This is a genomic window from Arthrobacter sp. YC-RL1 (genome assembly GCF_001454985.1).
Lineage (GTDB): Bacteria > Actinomycetota > Actinomycetes > Actinomycetales > Micrococcaceae > Glutamicibacter > Glutamicibacter soli.
Genome location: NZ_CP013297.1, coordinates 3653005 through 3671553 on the forward strand (window position 1 = coordinate 3653005; position 18549 = coordinate 3671553).

At 67.0% G+C, this 18549-nt stretch carries 15 protein-coding genes; 9 read left to right on the forward strand and 6 right to left on the reverse strand.

The features are described 5' to 3' along the window. Positions 1–135: 135 nt before the first annotated feature. The 7 genes from ATC04_RS16800 to ATC04_RS16830 all read left to right on the forward strand — a co-directional run bounded on the left by ATC04_RS16800 (position 136) and on the right by ATC04_RS16830 (position 8215). Positions 136–912 carry a DeoR/GlpR family DNA-binding transcription regulator gene (locus ATC04_RS16800; RefSeq protein WP_047118127.1) on the forward strand — a complete coding sequence of 259 codons (777 nt, stop codon included), beginning with the start codon at positions 136–138 and terminating at the stop codon, positions 910–912. After that, entirely contained in the window at positions 909–1892 is a 984-nt protein-coding gene (locus ATC04_RS16805) for a 1-phosphofructokinase family hexose kinase (RefSeq protein WP_047118128.1), read from the forward strand. Before ATC04_RS16800 ends, ATC04_RS16805 begins: the two co-directional genes overlap by 4 nt. Before the next feature lie 2 nt (positions 1893–1894). Then, entirely contained in the window at positions 1895–3925 is a 2031-nt protein-coding gene (locus ATC04_RS16810; protein WP_047118129.1) for a fructose-specific PTS transporter subunit EIIC, read from the forward strand. Next, positions 3922–5613 carry a phosphoenolpyruvate--protein phosphotransferase gene (ptsP, locus tag ATC04_RS16815; protein WP_047118130.1) on the forward strand — a complete coding sequence of 564 codons (1692 nt, stop codon included), beginning with the start codon at positions 3922–3924 and terminating at the stop codon, positions 5611–5613. Before ATC04_RS16810 ends, ptsP begins: the two co-directional genes overlap by 4 nt. A 38-nt stretch (positions 5614–5651) precedes the next feature. Beyond that, positions 5652–5930 (forward strand): HPr family phosphocarrier protein, encoded by a 279-nt coding sequence (locus tag ATC04_RS16820; protein ID WP_047118131.1) that lies wholly within the window; start codon positions 5652–5654, stop codon positions 5928–5930. Between the two features lie 151 nt (positions 5931–6081). Beyond that, positions 6082–7383, forward strand: coding sequence for an MFS transporter (locus ATC04_RS16825; protein ID WP_082123773.1), 1302 nt, complete (start codon positions 6082–6084; stop codon positions 7381–7383). A 73-nt stretch (positions 7384–7456) separates the two neighbouring features. Beyond that, positions 7457–8215: a polysaccharide deacetylase family protein gene (locus ATC04_RS16830; protein WP_047118132.1), complete on the forward strand. Its 759-nt coding sequence runs from the start codon at positions 7457–7459 to the stop codon at positions 8213–8215. Positions 8216–8221: 6 nt separating this feature from the next. On the opposite strand, the gene ATC04_RS16835 is transcribed toward ATC04_RS16830, so the two are convergent. From ATC04_RS16835 to ATC04_RS16855, 5 genes are all read right to left on the reverse strand, one after another. Further along, a complete protein-coding gene (locus tag ATC04_RS16835; protein WP_047118133.1) occupies positions 8222–8653 on the reverse strand; it encodes an SRPBCC family protein in 432 nt (143 codons plus the stop codon). 179 nt (positions 8654–8832) lie between these two features. Further along, on the reverse strand, positions 8833–9201 hold the full coding sequence (locus ATC04_RS16840) for a hypothetical protein (RefSeq protein ID WP_146956065.1): 369 nt from the start codon (positions 9199–9201) through the stop codon (positions 8833–8835). A 129-nt stretch (positions 9202–9330) separates the two neighbouring features. Continuing rightward, the gene (locus tag ATC04_RS16845; protein WP_047118135.1) at positions 9331–10935 is read right to left on the reverse strand and encodes a tetratricopeptide repeat protein; all 1605 of its coding nucleotides are present in this window, start codon (positions 10933–10935) and stop codon (positions 9331–9333) included. A 22-nt stretch (positions 10936–10957) separates the two neighbouring features. After that, entirely contained in the window at positions 10958–12259 is a 1302-nt protein-coding gene (locus ATC04_RS16850) for a tetratricopeptide repeat protein (protein ID WP_047118136.1), read from the reverse strand. Positions 12260–12431: 172 nt separating this feature from the next. Next, positions 12432–14087, reverse strand: a complete 1656-nt coding sequence (locus tag ATC04_RS16855; RefSeq protein ID WP_047118137.1) for a thiamine pyrophosphate-dependent enzyme — start codon at positions 14085–14087, stop codon at positions 12432–12434. 367 nt (positions 14088–14454) lie between these two features. Here ATC04_RS16855 and ATC04_RS16860 point away from each other — a divergent pair, with 367 nt between their 5' ends. Beyond that, positions 14455–15975 carry a sodium:solute symporter gene (locus ATC04_RS16860; RefSeq protein WP_047118138.1) on the forward strand — a complete coding sequence of 507 codons (1521 nt, stop codon included), beginning with the start codon at positions 14455–14457 and terminating at the stop codon, positions 15973–15975. 73 nt (positions 15976–16048) lie between these two features. Here the strand turns inward: ATC04_RS16860 and ATC04_RS16865 are convergent, their stop codons facing one another. Next, positions 16049–17344: an adenylosuccinate synthase gene (locus tag ATC04_RS16865; RefSeq protein WP_047118139.1), complete on the reverse strand. Its 1296-nt coding sequence runs from the start codon at positions 17342–17344 to the stop codon at positions 16049–16051. 383 nt (positions 17345–17727) lie between these two features. Here ATC04_RS16865 and ATC04_RS16870 point away from each other — a divergent pair, with 383 nt between their 5' ends. Next, positions 17728–18501, forward strand: a complete 774-nt coding sequence (locus tag ATC04_RS16870) for a hypothetical protein (RefSeq protein ID WP_157359299.1) — start codon at positions 17728–17730, stop codon at positions 18499–18501. Positions 18502–18549: the final 48 nt, after the last annotated feature.

Genomic DNA, 18549 nt, shown 5'->3' on the forward strand with positions numbered 1-18549 from the left:
CCGCAAAACCCACTCAAACACAGATAAAGCCAAAAGTTTCTCCGCATTTCACTTGACCCAGCCACACAATCGGGCATAAAGTCATCTAAACACAGATCCATGTGTTGCAGGTCATGAATCCCAGCGGAGGCAGAAATGTTCGCCGAAGAACGACACCGGCTGATCGTAGAGCAGCTCGCGGTCGACGGAAAAGTCACCGTGGCGCAGCTCGCCGACCGCTTCGGCATCACCCGTGAAACCGTGCGCCGGGACCTGGCGCAGCTCGAATCCGAGAACCACCTGCGCCGCGTGCACGGCGGCGCCGTAGCCACCAGCGAAGCAAGCACCCGCGAGGAAAGCTACGTGGTGCGCACCGCCATCCATGCCGAGGCCAAGGCCCGCATCGCCCAGCGCGCGCTGAGCCTGATCCCGGTCTCCGAGGCCTCGGTCATCCTGGACGCCGGGACCAGCACCGAAATCCTGGCCGAGCGCATGCTCAAGACGAACACCGGAAACAGCCTGGTGGTCATCACCCACGCGCTGCCCATTGCCTCGGTGCTCGTGCAGAGCCAGCACATCGCCCTGGAGCTGATCGGCGGACGCGTCCGCGGCATCACCGGCGCGGCCAGCGGCGCCCGCACCGCCCAGGAATACGCCAACTACCGCGCGGACATCGCCTTCATCGGAACCAACGGGCTCGCCGCGGACTTCGGGCTGAGCACCCCCGATCCGCTGGAGGCGGCGGTCAAGCGCTCGCTGGTGGCCAGCGCCCGCCGCGTGGTGCTGCTGGCCGACGGCTCGAAATTCGACCAGGAAACCCTGGTCCGCTTCGCGTCGCTGGACGCCATCGACACCCTGGTCACCGACCGGCAGCCGGGCGCCGAGCTGGCCGCGGCGCTGGAAGCAGCCGACGTCGAGGTGATCGTGGCATGATCGTCACCCTGACCTGCAACCCGGCGCTGGACAAGACCATCGAGCTGGGCGCTGCGCTGGTGCCGGGGGCCGTGCAGCGCGCCGACTCCAGCCGCGTGCAGGCGGCCGGCAAGGGAGTGAATGTCACCCGAGCCATCACCGCCGCGGGATCAGGATCCCTGGCCCTGCTGCCCGGGGACGCCAGCGACCCGCTGGTCATGGCGCTGGCCGCCGACAAGCTCCCGCACCGCGCGCTGCCCATCGCGGCCCCGCTGCGCACCAACATCACGCTGGTGGACCGCCAAGGCGTCACCACCAAGATCAATGAACCGGGCCCGGTGCTCGGCGCCGCCACCCTGGCCCAGCTGGAACAGCTGATCACCGAGCAGCTGGCCGCCACCTCGGCGTCCTGGCTGGTCATGGCAGGCTCGCTGCCCCCAGGGGTCCCGGACGACTACTACGCCAAGCTGACCGCGCGGCTGCGCCAGAGGCTGGGCACCGGCTGCCCGAAGATCGCGGTGGACACCTCCGGAGCCCCGCTGCGCCAGCTGTTCGCCCACGGCCCGCAGCACGTCCCGGACCTGCTCAAGCCCAATGGCGAGGAACTGGCCGAACTGGCCGGATCCACGCTCACCGAGGACGAGCTGGAAGCCTCCCCCGAACTCACTGCCCGCACCAGCGCCACGCTGCTGGAACGCGGAGCCGGCGCCGTGCTCGCCACGCTGGGCGCCGCCGGGGCGGTGCTGTCCACCGCGGACGGCTCCTGGCATGGAATCCATGACCCGATCACCGTGCGCAGCACCGTGGGCGCCGGGGATTCATCGTTGGCCGGCTATCTGCTGGCAGATACGGCGGGAGCGGACCCGGCGCAGAAACTGCGCCTGGCCATCGCCTACGGAACGGCCGCGGCCTCGCTGCCCGGTTCGACCATTCCCACCCGCCACGACCTCCGCACTGACGCTGTCGCCGTCACCGCTCTCACGCCAAGACAAGGATCCTAACCATGAGCGATCTGATCACCCCCGGACTCGTCACTCTGGATGCCTCCCTGGGCACCACCACCCATGACGTCATCACGCATCTGGCCAACCAGATCACCGCGCAGGGCCGGGCCACCGATGCCGCGGAACTGGCCGAGCACGCGCTGGCCCGCGAAGCGAAAACCGCCACCGGCGTGCCCGGAGGCATCGCGATCCCGCATTGCCGTTCGGCCGCGGTGACCGCCCCGACCCTGGCCATGGCCCGGCTGGCCGATCCGGTGGACTTCGGCGCCAAGGACGGCCCGGCCGACCTGATCTTCTTCATCGCCGCCCCGGAAGGCGCGGACAAGGACCACCTGAAGCTGCTCTCCAAGCTGGCCCGCGCGCTGGTGAAGAAGAGCTTCACCGCCGCGCTGCGCGAGGCCAAGAGCCCCCGGGAAATCGTGGACCTGGTCGCCGAGGTCATCTCCGACGCCCCGGCCGCGCCAGCAGCAGCCCCGGCCGCGACTGAACCGGCAGCGGCCGAACCGGCCGTCACCAAGCGCGCGAAGGTCGTCGCGGTCACCGCCTGCCCGACCGGCATCGCGCACACCTACATGGCTGCCGACGCGCTGGCCCAGGCCGCCGCTGAGCTGGGCATCGACTTCGCCGTGGAAACCCAGGGCTCCTCCGGCTCCACCCCGCTGGATGCGGCGCTGATCAATGAGGCGGACGCGGTGATCTTCGCCGTGGACGTGGACGTGCGCGACCGCGGCCGCTTCGCCGGCAAGCCTGTCATCCAGGTGCCGGTCAAGCGCGGCGTGGACGAGCCGGCCAAGCTGCTCACCGACGCGGTGGCGGCCTCCACCGACCCGCACGCCCGCCGGGTCCCTGCAGCTGCGGCCGAGGATCCCGCCCAGGGTCCGGACGCCACGAAGGAAAGCTTCGGCGGAGGGCTGAAGCGCGCGCTGTTGACCGGCGTGTCCTACATGATCCCGTTCGTCGCCGGCGGCGGCCTGCTGATCGCGCTGGGCTTCCTGCTCGGCGGCTACGCCATTACCGACGTGGCCGACACCTACCTGGGCGAGAACACGCTCTGGAACCTGCCCGAGGCAGGGCTGCTCGCCTACCTGGGCGCCGCCGCCTTCAAGATCGGCTCGCTGTCGATGGGCTTTTTGGTCCCGGCGCTGGCCGGCTATATCGCCTACGCCTACGCCGACCGTCCGGGCATCGCCCCTGGCTTCACCGCCGGCGCGGTGGCGGGATTCATGGGCGCAGGCTTCATCGGCGGCATCGTCGGCGGCGTGATCGCCGGCCTGGCCTGCCGCTGGATCAACTCCTGGTCCGTGCCGCGCTGGCTGCGCGGGCTGATGCCGGTGGTCATCGTGCCGCTGCTGGGCTCCATCATCGCCTCCGGGCTGATGTTCCTGGTGCTCGGCGGGCCGATCGCGCGCCTGACCGAAGCGCTGAACGACTGGCTCTCGGGCATGTCGGGTGTGGCCGCCGCCGGCCTGGGCCTGATCCTGGGCCTGATGATGGCAGTGGACCTGGGCGGTCCGGTCAACAAGGTCGCCTACTCCTTCGCCGTGGCTGGCCTGGGCGCCGGCTCGCTGGTGGAGAACCCCGCCCCGCTGATGATCATGGCCGCAGTGATGGCCGCCGGCATGGTGCCGCCGCTGGCCATGGCCCTGGCCACCGTGATCGCCCCGAAGCTGTTCAGCGGGGCCGAGCGCGAAAACGGCAAGGCCGCCTGGCTGCTGGGCGCCGCCTTCATCTCCGAGGGAGCCATCCCGTTCGCCGCGGCCGACCCGCTGCGCGTCATCCCCGCCTCCATGGTGGGCGCCGGCGTCACCGGCTCGCTGGTCATGGTCTTCAACGTGGTCAGCCAGGCCCCGCACGGCGGCATCTTCGTTTTCTTCGCGATGAACAACACCTGGCCGCTCTTCCTGCTTGCCACCGTGATTGGTACGGTGATCTCGGCGCTGCTGGTCATCATCCTGAAGAAGTTCGTCCGCAAGTCCCCGGCCGTCCAGGCCCAGCCGGCAGCCGCCGAATCGGCAGGAGTCGCAGCATGAGCACGCAGCAGGTTTCCTACCACGGCGTCGGCGTCAGCGCCGGGCGCGTGATCGGGCCGGTGCTGCGCATGCCCGATCCGATCACCGCCCCGGCCGACGGCGCCCCGCTGCCTGAAGGCTCCACCGCCGACGCTGAAATCGAGCGCCTGGCCGCGGCCACGCAGTCCGTCGCCGCAGCCCTCAAGGCCCGCGCGGCCACCGCCACCGGAGACGCGCAGGCCGTGCTGAAGGCCACCGCGCTGATGGCCAGCGACCGCACCCTGCTCAAGTCCGCCAGCAAGCTGGTCTCCGGCGGCACCTGCGCCGAATCGGCCATCTGGGAAGCCGCCGACGCGGTGGCGACCCAGCTCGCGGCGCTGGGCGGCTACATGGCCGAACGCGCCGGCGACGTGCTGGACGTGCGCGCCCGCATCGTGGCCGAGCTGCGCGGGGTGCCCGCCCCGGGCATCCCGGACTCGGACGTGCCGTTCGTGCTGGCCGCGGTGGATCTGGCCCCGGCCGACACCGCCACCCTGGATCCGGCCAAGGTGCTGGCCCTGGTCACCTCCGACGGCGGGCCGCAGTCGCACACCGCGATCATCGCCCGCTCGCTGGGCCTGCCCGCCATCGTCGCCGCCGCCGGCACCACCGCGCTGGATGACGGCATGCTGGTCTTCGCCGACGGCATCAGCGGCACCGTGACCACGAACCCCGGCGCCGAGCAGGAGCACCTGGCAGCCACCTACGCAAACCGCGAACCGCTGCCGGACTTCGACGGCAACGGCATGCTGGCCGACGGGCATCTGGTTCCGCTGCTGGCCAATGTGGGCAGCGGTGCTGATGCCCAGGCGGCCGCGGCCGCCGGCGCCCAGGGCGTGGGACTGCTGCGCACCGAGTTCTGCTTCCTGGGCCGCGATGCCGAGCCGACGCACCAGGAGCAGGTGGCCGCCTACGGCGCAGTCTTCGAGGCCTTCGCCGGCAAGAAGGTCGTGGTGCGCACGCTGGATGCCGGCGCGGACAAGCCGCTGCCTTTCCTGACCGACACCACGGAGCCGAACCCCGCCCTGGGTGTGCGCGGCTACCGCACTGACGCGGCCAGCCCCGGCGTGCTGTCCCGCCAGCTGGCGGCCATCGCGCAGGCGGCCGGGGAGCACCAGGCCGAGGTCTGGACCATGGCCCCGATGATCTCCACCCCGGCCGAGGCCGGCGCGTTCGCGGCCATGGTCGCCGAGGCGGGCCTGCCCACCGGCGGCACCATGATCGAGGTTCCCTCCGCGGCGGTGCTGGCCGGCGGCATCCTGTCCCGCTGCGACTTCGTCTCGCTGGGAACCAACGACCTGACCCAGTACACGATGGCCGCCGACCGCCAGCTGGGCGCCATGGCCGAGCTGAACGACCCGTGGCAGCCGGCGGTGCTGCACCTGATCAAGGCCACCTCCGAGGGTGCCCGGAGCGCCGGAGGCAAGCCGGTGGGCGTGTGCGGCGAGGCCGCGGCCGACCCGGCGCTAGCCGTGGTGCTGGTCGGCCTGGGCGTGAACACACTGTCCATGAACAAGCGGGCGCTGTCCCCGGTCGCGGCGGTGCTGCGCACGGTGGACCTGCCCGCCGCCCGACGTCTGGCAGCGCTCGCCCTGGACGCCGACTCGGCCTCCGAGGCCCGGCGGCTCGTGCGCGCCGAACTGCCGGAGCTGGACCGCTTCGGCCTGTAGAACCAAGAAAACAAACCACCAGATCAAAGGAGCCTGTCATGGCAGAACGTCAAGCAATCATCGGCAGCCGCGTGGGACTGCACGCCCGCCCGGCAGCCATCTTCGCCGAAGCCGCGGCCGAGGCCCCCGTAGAGGTCACCATCGCCTTGGAAGGCGAACCGGCCGAAGACGCGCTGGACGCCTCCAGCATCCTCTCCCTCATGGGGCTTGGCGCCGAATACGGCACCACCGTCATCCTGCGCGCCGAGGGCGAGGGCGCCGAGGAAGCCCTGGACAAACTGGTCAAGGTTCTGGAAACCGACCACGACTCCGAGTAGTTCCAGCAGCTGGCCACGGCGCCGGCGGCCCCCGATTTTCCCGGGGCCGCCGGCGCCGCTGTTTTGCCCGAAAGATCGCAAAATAGTGATTGACAAAATTCAATCAGTGGCCTGATGATTGATTTCTACACATGCGGGACAGGAGCACGTCATGAGCACCTTGACGACTTCCATGCAGCGTCTGGTCAGGCCATTTTCACAACGGGACTATGCGCTGCTGGCCAGCGCCATGGTGGCCTCCACCTTTGCCTCGGGCATGTGGGCCGTGGCAATGGTCTACCAAGTGCGCGCGTTGGGCGGCGGGCCGATGGAGCTGTCGGTGGTCGCCACCGTGAACAGCGTCGGGCTGCTGGCGCTGGTGCTGGTCGGCGGGATCGCGGCCGACCGCTATTCAAGCCGCAGGATCGTGATCGGCATCCAGGGGCTGTACCTGCTGGTCATGTCCGGCACCGCGGTGCTGTCGCTGACCGGCGCGGTGCAGCTGTGGCACCTGAGCGTTACCGGCTTCTTCGCAGGGGCCGGGGCGGCCTTCTTCTACCCGGCGTATTCCGCGCTGCTGCCCAGGATGCTTCCCGGGGAACAGCTGCTGGCCGCGAACGGGCTGGAGGGAACTGTCCGCCCGGTCGTGCAGACCGCGCTGGGGCCCATGGCCGCGGGCTTCCTGGTCGCGCTGATTTCCCCCGCCCATGCGATCCTCGGGGTGGCGTTGTGCCATCTTACGGCCCTGGCGGTGCTGCAGTTCATCCGGCGGCGTCCGGAATACGACACCGCGGCCCCGGAAGACGAACAGGGCCAGCCCGGCATCCTGACACAGCTGCGCGAAGGCGTGGGCTACACAATGCGCACCAGCTGGCTGCGCTGGACGCTGCTTTTCTCGGCAGTCTCGGTGTTCTCCTTCATCGGGCCCTTCGAGGTGCTGCTGCCGTTCATCGTCAGCGACCAGCTGCACGGGGACGCCACGCTGTTCGGCTACGCGCTGGCGTTCTTCGGAATCGGCTCGGCGGCGGGATCACTGCTGATCGCCTCCTCCCGGTTCCCGCGGCGCTACCTCAGCCTGATGACCGCCTGCTGGTGCCTGGGCACGCTGCCGCTGGCCCTCGTCGGCTATGTCGACGCCGCCTGGATGCTCTTCGCCATCCTGGTGGTCTTCGGGCTGACCGACGCAGCGGGCATGGTCATCTGGGGCACGCTGCTGCAGCGGCGGGTGCCGAAGCACCTGCTGGGACGGATTTCCAGCCTGGACTTCTTCGTCTCGCTGGCGCTGATGCCGGTGTCCATGGCGGTGGCCGGGCCGTTGAGCCAGCTGCTGAGCCTGCAGGCGATCTTCATCTGCGCCGGGGTCATCTCCCCGGTCTTCGGGATCATCGCCTGGAAAGCCGGGAAATTCGCCAAGGACGAGCTGGCCAATCCGTTGGATACCCCGGATCCCGTGGCTGAGCTGGAGAACGGCTAGTTGTTCACCGAAAATCCAGCACCGGATGCGTGGCATTGATGCGGCGCGGAGCGAAAAGCGAGATGGTGGACGCATGAGGTCTTCGTCCACCATCTTGCCGCGCGCCGCCGCAGTGCTGCTGAGCCTCGGCCTGCTCACCGGGTGCGCTTCCGGCCCCGCCCCCTCCGAGACGGCGAGCGCCCCGCCGGAGGAAAGCGCCGCGCCGGTCGACTGCACCGTTGCCAAGTGCGTGGCGCTCACCTTCGACGACGGGCCGGGCGAATTCACCGACCGGCTGCTGGATGAGTTGAAGGAAGCCGACGCCCCGGCCACCTTCTTCATGGTGGGCAAGAACGTGGGCAGATACCCTGACACCGTCAAGCGCATGGTCGCCGAGGGGCACGAGCTGGGCAGCCACACCTGGGACCATGCGGACATCACGACGCTGACCAAGGAGAAGATCGAGCACGAGGTCCAGTGGACCGACGAGGCCATCGAGAAGGCCTCCGGGCGCAAGCCCGATGTGCTGCGCCCGCCCTATGGCAGCCACGGCGTGGTCTACGACCGGCTGGTCCCCTACCCGCTGGTGCTGTGGGACGTGGACACGCTGGACTGGAAGCACCACGATCCGGTGAAGACCGTGAAGATCGCCATGGAAGAGGTCAAGCCCGGCTCGATCATCCTGATGCACGACATCCATGAGAGCTCGGTCCAGGCGGTCCCGGACCTGGTCGGAAAGCTCAAGGAGCAGGGCTACACCCTGGTGACCGTCGACCAGCTCTTCGCCGGAACCGACTTCGTTCCCGGCGCCGCCTATGAGCGCGGCGCGCACCCGGCGGCGGCGCAGGGCTGAGTCGGGTCAGGGAGCGGTTTCGGCGTACATGCGCAGCTGGTCGAGCTTGTCTTCCTCGCTTTCACGCACATGCCCGGCCAGCTCCTCGCACTCCTCCACACTCAGGTCCGGATTGATGATTGCCACCTGGAGCACCACTTCGGTGTACCCGGCGTCGTCCTTCAGGTCGTAGCGGTAGGACAACCCGTCGGGGTTCTGCGAGGTGTGCAGCACCAGCAGCCGGTTCTCGATGAGGTCGCGGACCTCGTACCGGCGTTCGTGCCCGGCGACCCGGTAGGTCAAGGTGGTTCCCACCCGCAGCTGGGGGTCATCCGAATGCATGGATCCGATGCCGTGCATCCACAGGGGTGCCGCCGCCCAGTCGGTCAGCAGCTCCCAGACGCGATGCACCGGAAGATGGATGGTCACGGTGCTCTCGAACACGCTGAACTGGCTCATACCGGCATCGTCCCATCCGCGGCCCGTCTTGCCAAGGGCTGGAAGCCCCGCGGCCCCTGCCGCGGGACGCTGCGGCGTAAGCTCGGAGAACGCAGGCCGGCTCGCGCGGCGCCCGGGGCGCTGCGTGAACCGGCCTGCGGCCCTTCCTTCCGGCGTGGTGGCCGGGCGGGAGGGATGATTTACCAGTCTTCGTCTTCGTCCGCCTCGGAGATGCCGAGTTCAGGCTCCTGCTCCAGGTCGAAGTTGTACCAGGCCTCGGCGAAGTCGGCCATGGAGTCCAAGGCGTCCTGCGCGTCCGAGTCCAGCACCTCGAGCGCATCGGGACTGTTGAGGATCGCGGTGATCGCCACGAACGGATGGTGCTCGAAGTAGTCGGTCGGGGTGGCGCCCTCATTGAACGTCAGGTCCTCGCTCTGGGCGAAGAGATCAGTGTACTGAGCCACGGCATCGGGCAACCTGGTCAGATTAATACCGGTCAGGGACTCATTGTAGATTTCGGCAGTGGCATCTGCCCACTGCTCAATGAGCTCCTCGCTCATTTGTGCCATCTGTTTTTCCACCTCGTGCTCGGGAAGTGAACTGCGCGCGCAGTTCGGTAGCACTTCATCTTAAGCTGTGGCGTTCCATGTGCCAAGACGACCCGGGCCATCGTGATCCATGCCTCGCGGCAACGGCCGCTAGGGCAGCTCAACGGCCGGCAGCGAGGGCAGTTCAACGATCTCCGGGCGTTGGGTGCGCAGCTCGTCAAGGCTCTCGTCGAGCAGGTTGAAATCCAGCTCGGACCGCTCAAGATCCATCGGCAACGGGTCAGTGGGGGCCAGTCCGGAAGGGCCCACGACCAGCAGCGCGGCGGCGAATCCAGTCGCCAACAGGCCGGGCACCAAGTGCAACCCGATGAAGTAGATCCCCGCCACGTTGCCGCGGACCAGCGCCGCGCGACGGTGCTTGGAGGAGGCACCCACGACCTGGCCGTAGGCAAATGCGTTGCCCGCCGCGCCCAACCGGATGTGCGCGACGATCAGGGGCACCGCCACTGACAGCAGGCCCAAGCCCAGCGCCGCCAGTGGCACCGTGGCCAGCCTGCTGCCGCCGGCGGCGCAGTAGCCGAACAGCACCAGGTTGATGCACACCATCAGCACCCGCATCCAGAACCCGGAGGCCAGCCACCCGCTGCGGCGCAGCAGGAACAGCCGACGCGCCTCGCGGTCCGCGGGATCCTGCGGAACACCGGCGGCCTCCCGGTCGACCCATGCGGCGGCCAGCTGGCTGCCCGCCACGCCAAGCAGCAGCACAACGGTCCCCAGCAGGCTTGCGGCATCGAAGCAGGCCAGCAGCGCGCCAACCAGCCCGGCGACCCAGCTTGCCCGGTAGAGCCGCAGCCCCCGAAAGACCCAGGGGTGCCGGGCGCGGATGTCGCCGGCGTACCCTGCCGGCAGGGGTTCGGACGCTTTCTTGAAGGTTTTCCGGTTCCACAGCGCGAAGGCGCCGGACACCAGCACGATCAACGCGGGCATGATGACCAAGACCGCAGCCTCAGCCAGCGAGTCGAACATGGCAAGGCAGGCCAGCAGCGGGATGAAGATCCAGAAGCGGTTGCGGTAGACGCGCTGCTTTTCGATGAAGGTTTCGGCGAAGTCTTCGTGCAGCCCCTGGTTCAGGGGGTCGCGGGCCAGCAGGCCGCGCAGCAGCTGCCCGCGGTCGCCGACAAGCTGCTGGCCGTTCTCCACCTCGGCGGCGTAGCGCAGCATCCCCTGGTGGTGCGGGTCGATGCCCAGGCCCGCCTGCAGGTGGGCCAGGGCGGCGCGGTGGTCCCCCGAGACCCGGGCGGCCATCGCCGCACCGAGATAATACTCGGGGTTCTCCGGTTGCAGCCGAAGCGCATGCTCGCTGGCCTGCCGGGACAGCATGCGGTCTTCGGCGCTGCGCACGGAACCGGCCAGGATCAGGCCCAGCAGGTAGTGGGCATCAGCGAATTCCGGCCAGGTCTCGATCAGCCAGTACACCGTCCGCAGGGCTTCGTCGCGCTGCCCCAGCCGCATCAGCGCGAAGGCCAGGAAGAGTCCCGCTTCGGGTTGCTCGACATCCAGATTGAGCGCTGCACGCGCGGCATCAGCTGCTTCGGCGTGGCGGTCCAGATGCAGCAGCCCGGAGGCGTAGTGCACCCAAAATGCGGGATTCTCTTGGTGCTGCTGCAGGTTTTCCTTAAGCAGGTCCACCGCTTCCGCGGCGCGGCCGGTCGCCAGGTGGTGGCTGACCCGGGTACGCAGTACGTCGAATTCCATCAGACGAGTTTTCCTGTGCGCCCTAGAGCATTTTCCGCGAACGCAGGTAGTCGGCCAGGTCGTCGTAGCGGCCGTGCTCGTTGCCGAAGCGGACCACGTTCCGCGCGGATTCGAGCCACGGCAACGTGGAGGGCTTGACCTCCCCGATGGCCTGTTGGACATGGCCCATGTCCACGGGAACGACCTCATTGCGTTCGATGGACTGCATCATGGCCTTCTCCGCGGCCGTGGTGCACAGATGCTCCAGGTCGGCTCCGGAGAACCCGTCGGTGCGGGAGGTGATCCATTTGAGATCGATACCGGCGATGGGGCGGCGCTGCAGGTGGTGGCGCAGGATCGACCCGCGGGCCTCGGCATCGGGCGGGGTGACCAGCACGGAGCGGTCCAGTCGTCCGGGGCGAAGCAGCGCCTCGTCCAGATCCCACGGATGATTGGTGGCGGCCAGCACGTAGAGGCCGTCGTTGTTGGCCGAGAGCGAGTCCATTTCCAGCAGCAGCTGGTTGACCATCTGGCGCAGCCAGGAGGCGGAACCGGTCAGCGAGCCGCGGCGCAGGCCCAGCGCGTCGACTTCGTCGAGGAACAGCACCGTCGGGGCGTTCGCGCGGGCCTTGTCGAACACTGCCTTCAGGTTCTTCTCGGTACCTCCCACATGCGAGTCGAGGATGTCGGTCATGGTCACGGCCATGAAGTTCGCCTGCAGCTCGCCGGCAACCGCCCTGGCCACGAAGGTCTTGCCGCAGCCCGGCGGGCCGTAGAGCAGCAACCCGCCGCGCAGCGACTTGCCGAAGGCCTTGGCGATGGCCGCGTTGCGCATGGGAGCCAGGAAGGATTCGTTCAGCCGGTCCTTGACCGCCTGCAGCCCGCCCACGTCGGCCAACGTCACCGGTTCGCCCGCCGGCTCCAGCGGCGGCTCCAGCGCGCCGGAGTCCTCGCTGATCTGGAGGGGCTGCTCGATGAAGGGCGCGGCCAGCGCGTCGCCGAACTGCGCGGCGGCCGCGGTCCAGTCATAGCCGCCGTCCGCTGCATCCGTTCCGGATCCCGGGTCGGGTTCAGATGCGGAGGGGGCCGGCGCTGTTGGCTGCGGCGGCTGCACGGGGCGTTCGGCGGCAGCCGTGCCGCCGACCAGTGCCGCGGTCACCTGGCCCAGCAGGCCCAGCGCAGTCGCGTTTCCGGGGTCCTTCTGGATTACGAGATTCAGCTGAGCCAGTGCTTCCGCTTGGCGGTTGGCTCCGTGGAGCAGCTGCGCGAGGTGCAGCCCGAGCTCCAGATCTTCGGGGGCCTGCTCAACGGCGCGCTGCAGGCTGGCAATTAGGGCTTCGTTCACGGTTTGTCGGCTCCCCGAGTCTCGTCGTCCCTGCCGCGGATTCCTGCACAGCAGAGCAATGCCTTTTTAAAGGCATCCAGCGGGCGCCCAAAAAGGACACCCGCTGGAATTATACGACTATTGAGCCGGGGAAATCCCCTCCGCACGACACCAGCCGCGCGGAACGAAGCCCCTAGTAGGCCTTGACGCCCTGCTCCACGATCAGGTGGATCAGCGCAAACTTCTTGTCCTCGTCGATGGCCTTCAGCGCCGCTTCCAGCGCCGCCGGAACCTCGGCGTCCTGCTCCACGCGCACGCCGAATCCACCGAAGGCCTGGGCCATCAGCGCGAAGTCGGGGTTGGCCAGCTGGGTGCCGGAGACGCGCTCCGGATACTGGCGCTCCTGGTGGGTGCGGATGGTTCCGTACTGCTGGTTGTCCATGATGATCACCAGCGGGGTGGCGCCGTACTGCGCGGCGGTAGCCAGTTCCTGGCCGTTCATGAGGAACTCGCCATCGCCGGCGATGGTGACGACGCGGCGGCCCGGGTAGCTCAGCGACGCCGCCACGGCGGACGGCACGGAGTAGCCCATGGAGCCGTTGCGCGCCGAGATCATCGAGGCGTATCCGTTGGTCGGGAAGTAGCGGTGAGCCCAGTTGGTGTGCTCGCCGGCGCCGAAGGTCACCATGGCGTCCTCGGGCAGCGACTGCACCAGATTGGCCATCATGGTGGCCATCTTGGCCTGGCCCTCGGATGGAGCTGCCGGCGGAAGCTGCGCGAATTTCTCCTGCTCGCCGCGCATCCGCGAGGTCCATTCCTTCCAGGAATCCTTGACCGGCAGGTCCATCAGCAGCAGGTCGCGGACGAACACGTCCGGCTTGGCCACGATCTGATGGGAAACCGGACCTGAACGACCACGCAGGGCGGGGTCGATGGTCACGATGAAGTTCTTCTTTTCCCAGTTCTGGCGGACGTTGAACCCGTCGGTGATCACGTCGCCCGGAACGGTGCCGACGAAGACGAGCAGGTCGGTTTCTTCGAGCAGGTCGTAGGTCGGCTTCGGACGTCCGTAGCCGATCGGGCCGACGTAGGACGGCGAGGTGAACGGGACAGTGCCCTCGCAGCGCCACTCCGCGGCCGCCGGCAGGTCGTGCTCTTCGAGCCAGCGGGTGAAGTCCGCGGCGCCCTCGTGCGACCAGTCGTTGCCGCCGAAGACGAACAGCGGCTTCTCGGCTTCCTGCAGGGCCGAGTTCAGCGCCTTCCAGTCGGTCACGGTCATGCCGCCGGTGGCCACCGGAATCTCCGGGTGCAGCTCGGCGGAGATTTCATGGCGGATGATGTCCTCGGGCAGACCCACGACCACCGGGCCGGGGCGGCCGGACATCGCCGCGAACATTGCCTCGGCGACGATTTCGCTGGCGCGCTCCGCATGGTCGAGGATCATCACGCGCTTGGCGCCGGTGCCGAACCAGGCCTTCGGATCGAATTCCTGGAACGCTTCCTTTTCCCGGTGCTCGAAGGGAATCAGGCCGACGAACAGCACCAGCGGGGTGGAGTCCTGCCATGCGGTATGCAGCCCGACGTGGGCGTTGGCCGCGCCGGGGCCGCGGGTCACCATGGCGACGCCCGGGCGCTGGTGCAGCTTTCCGTCGGCTTCGGCCATGTAGGTCGCCCCGCCTTCGTGGCGGCAGACGATTGTCTCGATCGGCGAATTATGCAGTCCGTCAAGGACGTCGAGGTAGCTCTCCCCCGGAACGACATAGGTGCGCTCAACACCGTGCGCGGCGAGCGTATCGACAATTACATGTCCGGCAGATTTCCGCATCTGCGCTTGACCGTTTTCACTCATGTTCTAGGGGCGTCTTTCTTTTTCTAGGTCGTCAGACGCAACAACGAGTTAAAAGATCATTGTGATCGTGCGATGCAACGTTGCGTCGTCAAAAAACACTACTAAAACCAGAGTAATTGCACAGCATGAATACCTATTGCTACGCGAGTATGACATCATGCGCGACTTCATGCATATCCTTGCTCATATTGTCTACAGAATTCCGAACAGTGGGACAGTGTCCTTCATCACTGAAATCCACTCCCGCCAAACGGCGTCGCGCAACCCGGAATGTTGACCAGATCACGTTGAAATAATATTCTATTAGAAAACTAATGTTTACTGGCAGGAATCACCGGCTAGTCAAACTCTCCAGTTAGGTTCTCCCATGGAATTCATTAACGGAACGATAGTCGCGGTCTACCTCGCGGCCATGCTGGCCTTCGGCTGGTGGGGCAAGTCCCGGACCAAAAACAGCAGCGACTACCTGGTAGCCGGGCGCCGACTTGGTCCGGTGCTCTACACCGGCACCATGGCCGCAGTGGTCCTGGGCGGCGCGTCCACCGTGGGCGGCGTGGGCCTGGGCTACAAGTGGGGCATCTCCGGCATGTGGCTTGTCGCGGCGATCGGCGCCGGCGTCATCCTGCTGTCCCTGGCCTTCGCCCCGACGCTGCAGAAGCTGAAGGTCTTCACTGTCTCCCAGATGCTGAGCCTGCGCTACGGCAGCAAATCGGCCACGAACACCTCCGGCATCGTGATGCTGGCGTACACGCTGATGCTGTGCGCGACCTCGACCAGCGCCTACGCCACGATCTTCGTGGTGCTCTTCGACTGGGAGAAGTGGGTGGCCATCGCCGTGGGCGGCGCCATCGTGGTGGTCTACTCGACCATCGGCGGCATGTGGTCCATCACCCTGGCCGACCAGGTCCAGTTCGTCATCAAGACCATCGGCATCTTCGCGCTGATGCTGCCGTTCTCGCTGAACGCGGCCGGAGGCATGGACGGCATCCGCGAGCGCATCGGCGCCGAGTTCTTCGACATCACCGGCATCGGGCTGCAGTCCATCATCACCTACTTCGTGGTCTACACCCTGGGCCTGCTGATCGGCCAGGACATCTGGCAGCGCGTGTTCACTGCCAAGACCCCGAAGGTCGCCCGCTGGGGCGGCACCACCGCCGGCTTCTACTGCATCATCTACGGCATAGCCGGCGCCCTGATCGGCATGGCCGCCCGAGTGGCGCTGCCGGACATCACCGGGGCCGATACCAACAAGGATGTCGTCTACGCGGAAGTTGCCACGCAGCTGCTGCCGGTGGCCGTGGGCGGCCTGGTCATGGCGGCCGCCGTGGCGGCCATGATGTCCACCGCTTCCGGTGCGCTGATCGCCGCCGCGACCGTGGCCCGCACCGACGTCACCCCGTTTGTCGCCGGCTGGTTCGGCCGCACCATCGAAGTGAACTCGAACGAAAACCCGGAGCACGACGTGCGCGCGAACCGCATCTGGGTGCTGGCGCTCGGCGTGGTGACGGTATCGCTGGCGATCCTGGTGGACGACGTGGTTGCGGCGCTGACCATCGCCTACGACATCCTGGTCGGCGGACTGCTGGTCGCGATCATCGGCGGCCTGCTGTGGAAGCGCGGCAACGGCCTCGGGGCCACCGCTTCGATGGCGGCCGGCACGCTGGTCACCCTGGGCACCATGATCGTGCTGGAGATCCAGGCCGAGAACAAGTTCGACGGTGTCTACGCCAACGAGCCGATCTACTTCGGCCTGATCGCCTCCGCGCTGACCTTCATCGTGGTGTCGCTGGCCTCCAAGCCCACCGATTCCGGGGTGCTCGCGCACTGGAACCTGCGCGTCTCGGGCAAATCGCAGGAAGAAGGCGTCATGGCGGAAACCCGCAACTAGCCTGCGCAGCAACCACAAAAGCATCGAGCCACCGGCCCCGGGAGGGGCAGGTGGCTCGATGCTTTTCTCCTGTTTAGAGCTTGTCGCTCAGCAGGTCGTGGCGCACGATGGTCTGGTCGCGGTCCGGACCCACGCCGATGGCGGAGATGCGGGTGCCGCTGATCTTCTCCAGGGCCAGGATGTAGTTACGGGCGTTCTCCGGCAGATCCTCAAGGGTCTTGGCTCCGGAGATGTCCTCGGTCCAGCCCGGGAAGTACTCGAAGATCGGCTTCGCGTGGTGGAAGTCGGTCTGGGTCATCGGCATTTCATCGTGGCGCACGCCGTCCACGTCGTAGGCCACGCAGACGGGGATCTGCTCGATGTTGGTCAGCACGTCCAGCTTGGTGACGAAGTAGTCGGTGAAGCCGTTCACGCGCGAGGCGTGGCGGGCCAGCACCGCGTCATACCAGCCGCAGCGGCGCGGGCGGCCGGTGTTCACGCCGAATTCGCCGCCGGTCTTCTGCAGGTACTCGCCCATTTCGTCGAACAGCTCGGTCGGGAAGGGACCTGCGCCCACGCGGGTGGTGTAGGCCTTGATGATGCCGATGGAGCGGGTGATGCGGGTCGGGCCGATGCCCGAGCCCACGGATGCGCCGCCGGCGGTCGGATTCGACGAGGTCACGAACGGGTAGGTGCCGTGGTCGACGTCCAGGAAGGTGGCCTGGCCGCCTTCCATGAGCACGACCTTGCCCTCGTCCAGCGCCTTGTTCAGCACGTAGGTGGAATCGATGACCAGCGGACGCAGGCGGTCGGCGTAGGACAGGAAGTACTGCACGATGTCCTCGGCGATGACGCTGCGGCGGTTGTAGATCTTGACCAGCAGTTCGTTCTTCTGGCGCAGCGCGCCTTCGACCTTCTGGCGCAGGATGGATTCGTCGAAGACATCCTGCACGCGGATGCCCAGGCGTCCGACCTTGTCCATGTAGGCGGGGCCGATGCCGCGACCGGTGGTGCCGATGGCGCGCTTGCCCAGGAAGCGTTCGGTCACCTTGTCCATGGTCTGGTGGTACGGGGCCACCAGGTGGGCGTTGGCCGAGACGCGCAGGCGCGAGGTGTCTGCGCCGCGGGATTCCAGGCCGTCGATTTCCGCGAAGAGGGCTTCCAGGTTCACCACGCAGCCGTTGCCGATAATCGGGTTGGTGTCAGGGGAAAGAATGCCGGCTGGCAGGAGCTTGAGCTCGTACTTTTCGCCGTTAACGACCACGGTGTGCCCGGCGTTGTTGCCGCCGTTGGGCTTCACTACGTAGTCGACCTTGCCGCCGAGCAGGTCGGTGGCCTTTCCTTTACCTTCATCGCCCCACTGGGCTCCGACGATCACGATTGCTGGCATGGGATCCTCCCCCTTGCATAAAAAGCAGCGGTTGCGGCGTGCTTCGCGCCGGCCCGGCACGGTACCGGGCAAAAAATATGCCCCTGTCCTGCTCACTTGCCCGAGCCGGGCATCGCAAGAGTTAGGGGCTCTTACGACCAAAGTTTACCGAACCGCTAGCGGAAGTGCGAGCCGGGAAGCCTCCCGGCGCGTGGTGGGCTGGTTCTGCACGCGTCGAGAAGCCCGGAAAAACGGTATGCATTGGGCTTCAATTCACTCCATAGCCTTGATTAATCCTGCAGTTACGGCAGTATGGATGGACGGCGCCGGATAGTCATTTGCACCACGTGGCACGCACCGTTTGCACCGCACCGACAGGACCGTACACAACGCAAGGACAACCGATGAAAACGCAGCCTCGCCTTCTGGCTTTCATTCCAATCGCGGCACTGCTCGCCTCGTGCACGCCGGGCTCCCCGGACGCACCGGCGGGCGATTCGGCCACGGCTTCCAGCACTCCTACGGCCGCATCATCAAGCCCGACCATGACAATTAGCCCGAGCGCTACGCCAACGCGGCAATCGCCAAGCACCACCGAAACCGAGTCAGCCGCCGAGGTCGACACCCGCGACTGGAAGACCTTTGCCGTCCACGGTATTTCGTTCAAGTATCCAAGCAACTGGACCATCCGCGTGGATGACTTGGACGACCCGTCTCCCGATCCGGATAATCCCTATCAGGATTGGGACATCATCACCGAAAAAGGCCACTCCATCGCCACGTTCGAGGCGAATTCAGCCAAAGACACCGACGGCGATCTTGCCACCTACAAGCGCACCACCTTGGAAACCGAAAAGGTTCCGGCGAAGCTGCACACCCCCGCAGTGTTCGTGGCGGAGCACTTCGTCCAGACCGAATCCGGGGACGACTCGAATGACGAAAAGTTCGTCATGTTCCTGAGCACCAAGGAAAGGGCCGAGGACCGCGGCACGGACCCTGCGTTGTCCTACTTCATGCCCGTCGCCGACTTCTATGCGATCTTCGAGTCCGACGGCGATCTGCCAGAGGCACTGGGCATCGACGACGAGCACGTGACAATCGATGCGGCCAAGAAAATCATGAAATCGCAGGAGTACCGCACCCTGAAGGCGATGATGCTCAGCATCTCCGTCAAATGACAGCAAAAATCATCCTCGTTCTTGACCCTGACACTGTGTCAGGTGGGA

Bases quoted from the DNA above. Each gene is read 5' to 3' on its own strand.
- ATC04_RS16800 (WP_047118127.1), top strand. From the start codon at position 136: ATGTTCGCCGAAGAACGACACCGGCTGATCGTAGAGCAGCTCGCGGTC.
- ATC04_RS16855 (WP_047118137.1), bottom strand. From the start codon at position 14,087: ATGAGTGAAAACGGTCAAGCGCAGATGCGGAAATCTGCCGGACATGTA.
- ATC04_RS16830 (WP_047118132.1), top strand. From the start codon at position 7,457: ATGAGGTCTTCGTCCACCATCTTGCCGCGCGCCGCCGCAGTGCTGCTG.
- ATC04_RS16810 (WP_047118129.1), top strand. From the start codon at position 1,895: ATGAGCGATCTGATCACCCCCGGACTCGTCACTCTGGATGCCTCCCTG.
- ptsP (WP_047118130.1), top strand. From the start codon at position 3,922: ATGAGCACGCAGCAGGTTTCCTACCACGGCGTCGGCGTCAGCGCCGGG.
- ATC04_RS16845 (WP_047118135.1), bottom strand. From the start codon at position 10,935: ATGGAATTCGACGTACTGCGTACCCGGGTCAGCCACCACCTGGCGACC.
- ATC04_RS16835 (WP_047118133.1), bottom strand. From the start codon at position 8,653: ATGAGCCAGTTCAGCGTGTTCGAGAGCACCGTGACCATCCATCTTCCG.
- ATC04_RS16820 (WP_047118131.1), top strand. From the start codon at position 5,652: ATGGCAGAACGTCAAGCAATCATCGGCAGCCGCGTGGGACTGCACGCC.
- ATC04_RS16860 (WP_047118138.1), top strand. From the start codon at position 14,455: ATGGAATTCATTAACGGAACGATAGTCGCGGTCTACCTCGCGGCCATG.
- ATC04_RS16840 (WP_146956065.1), bottom strand. From the start codon at position 9,201: ATGGCACAAATGAGCGAGGAGCTCATTGAGCAGTGGGCAGATGCCACT.
- ATC04_RS16870 (WP_157359299.1), top strand. From the start codon at position 17,728: ATGAAAACGCAGCCTCGCCTTCTGGCTTTCATTCCAATCGCGGCACTG.
- ATC04_RS16865 (WP_047118139.1), bottom strand. From the start codon at position 17,344: ATGCCAGCAATCGTGATCGTCGGAGCCCAGTGGGGCGATGAAGGTAAA.
- ATC04_RS16825 (WP_082123773.1), top strand. From the start codon at position 6,082: ATGAGCACCTTGACGACTTCCATGCAGCGTCTGGTCAGGCCATTTTCA.
- ATC04_RS16805 (WP_047118128.1), top strand. From the start codon at position 909: ATGATCGTCACCCTGACCTGCAACCCGGCGCTGGACAAGACCATCGAG.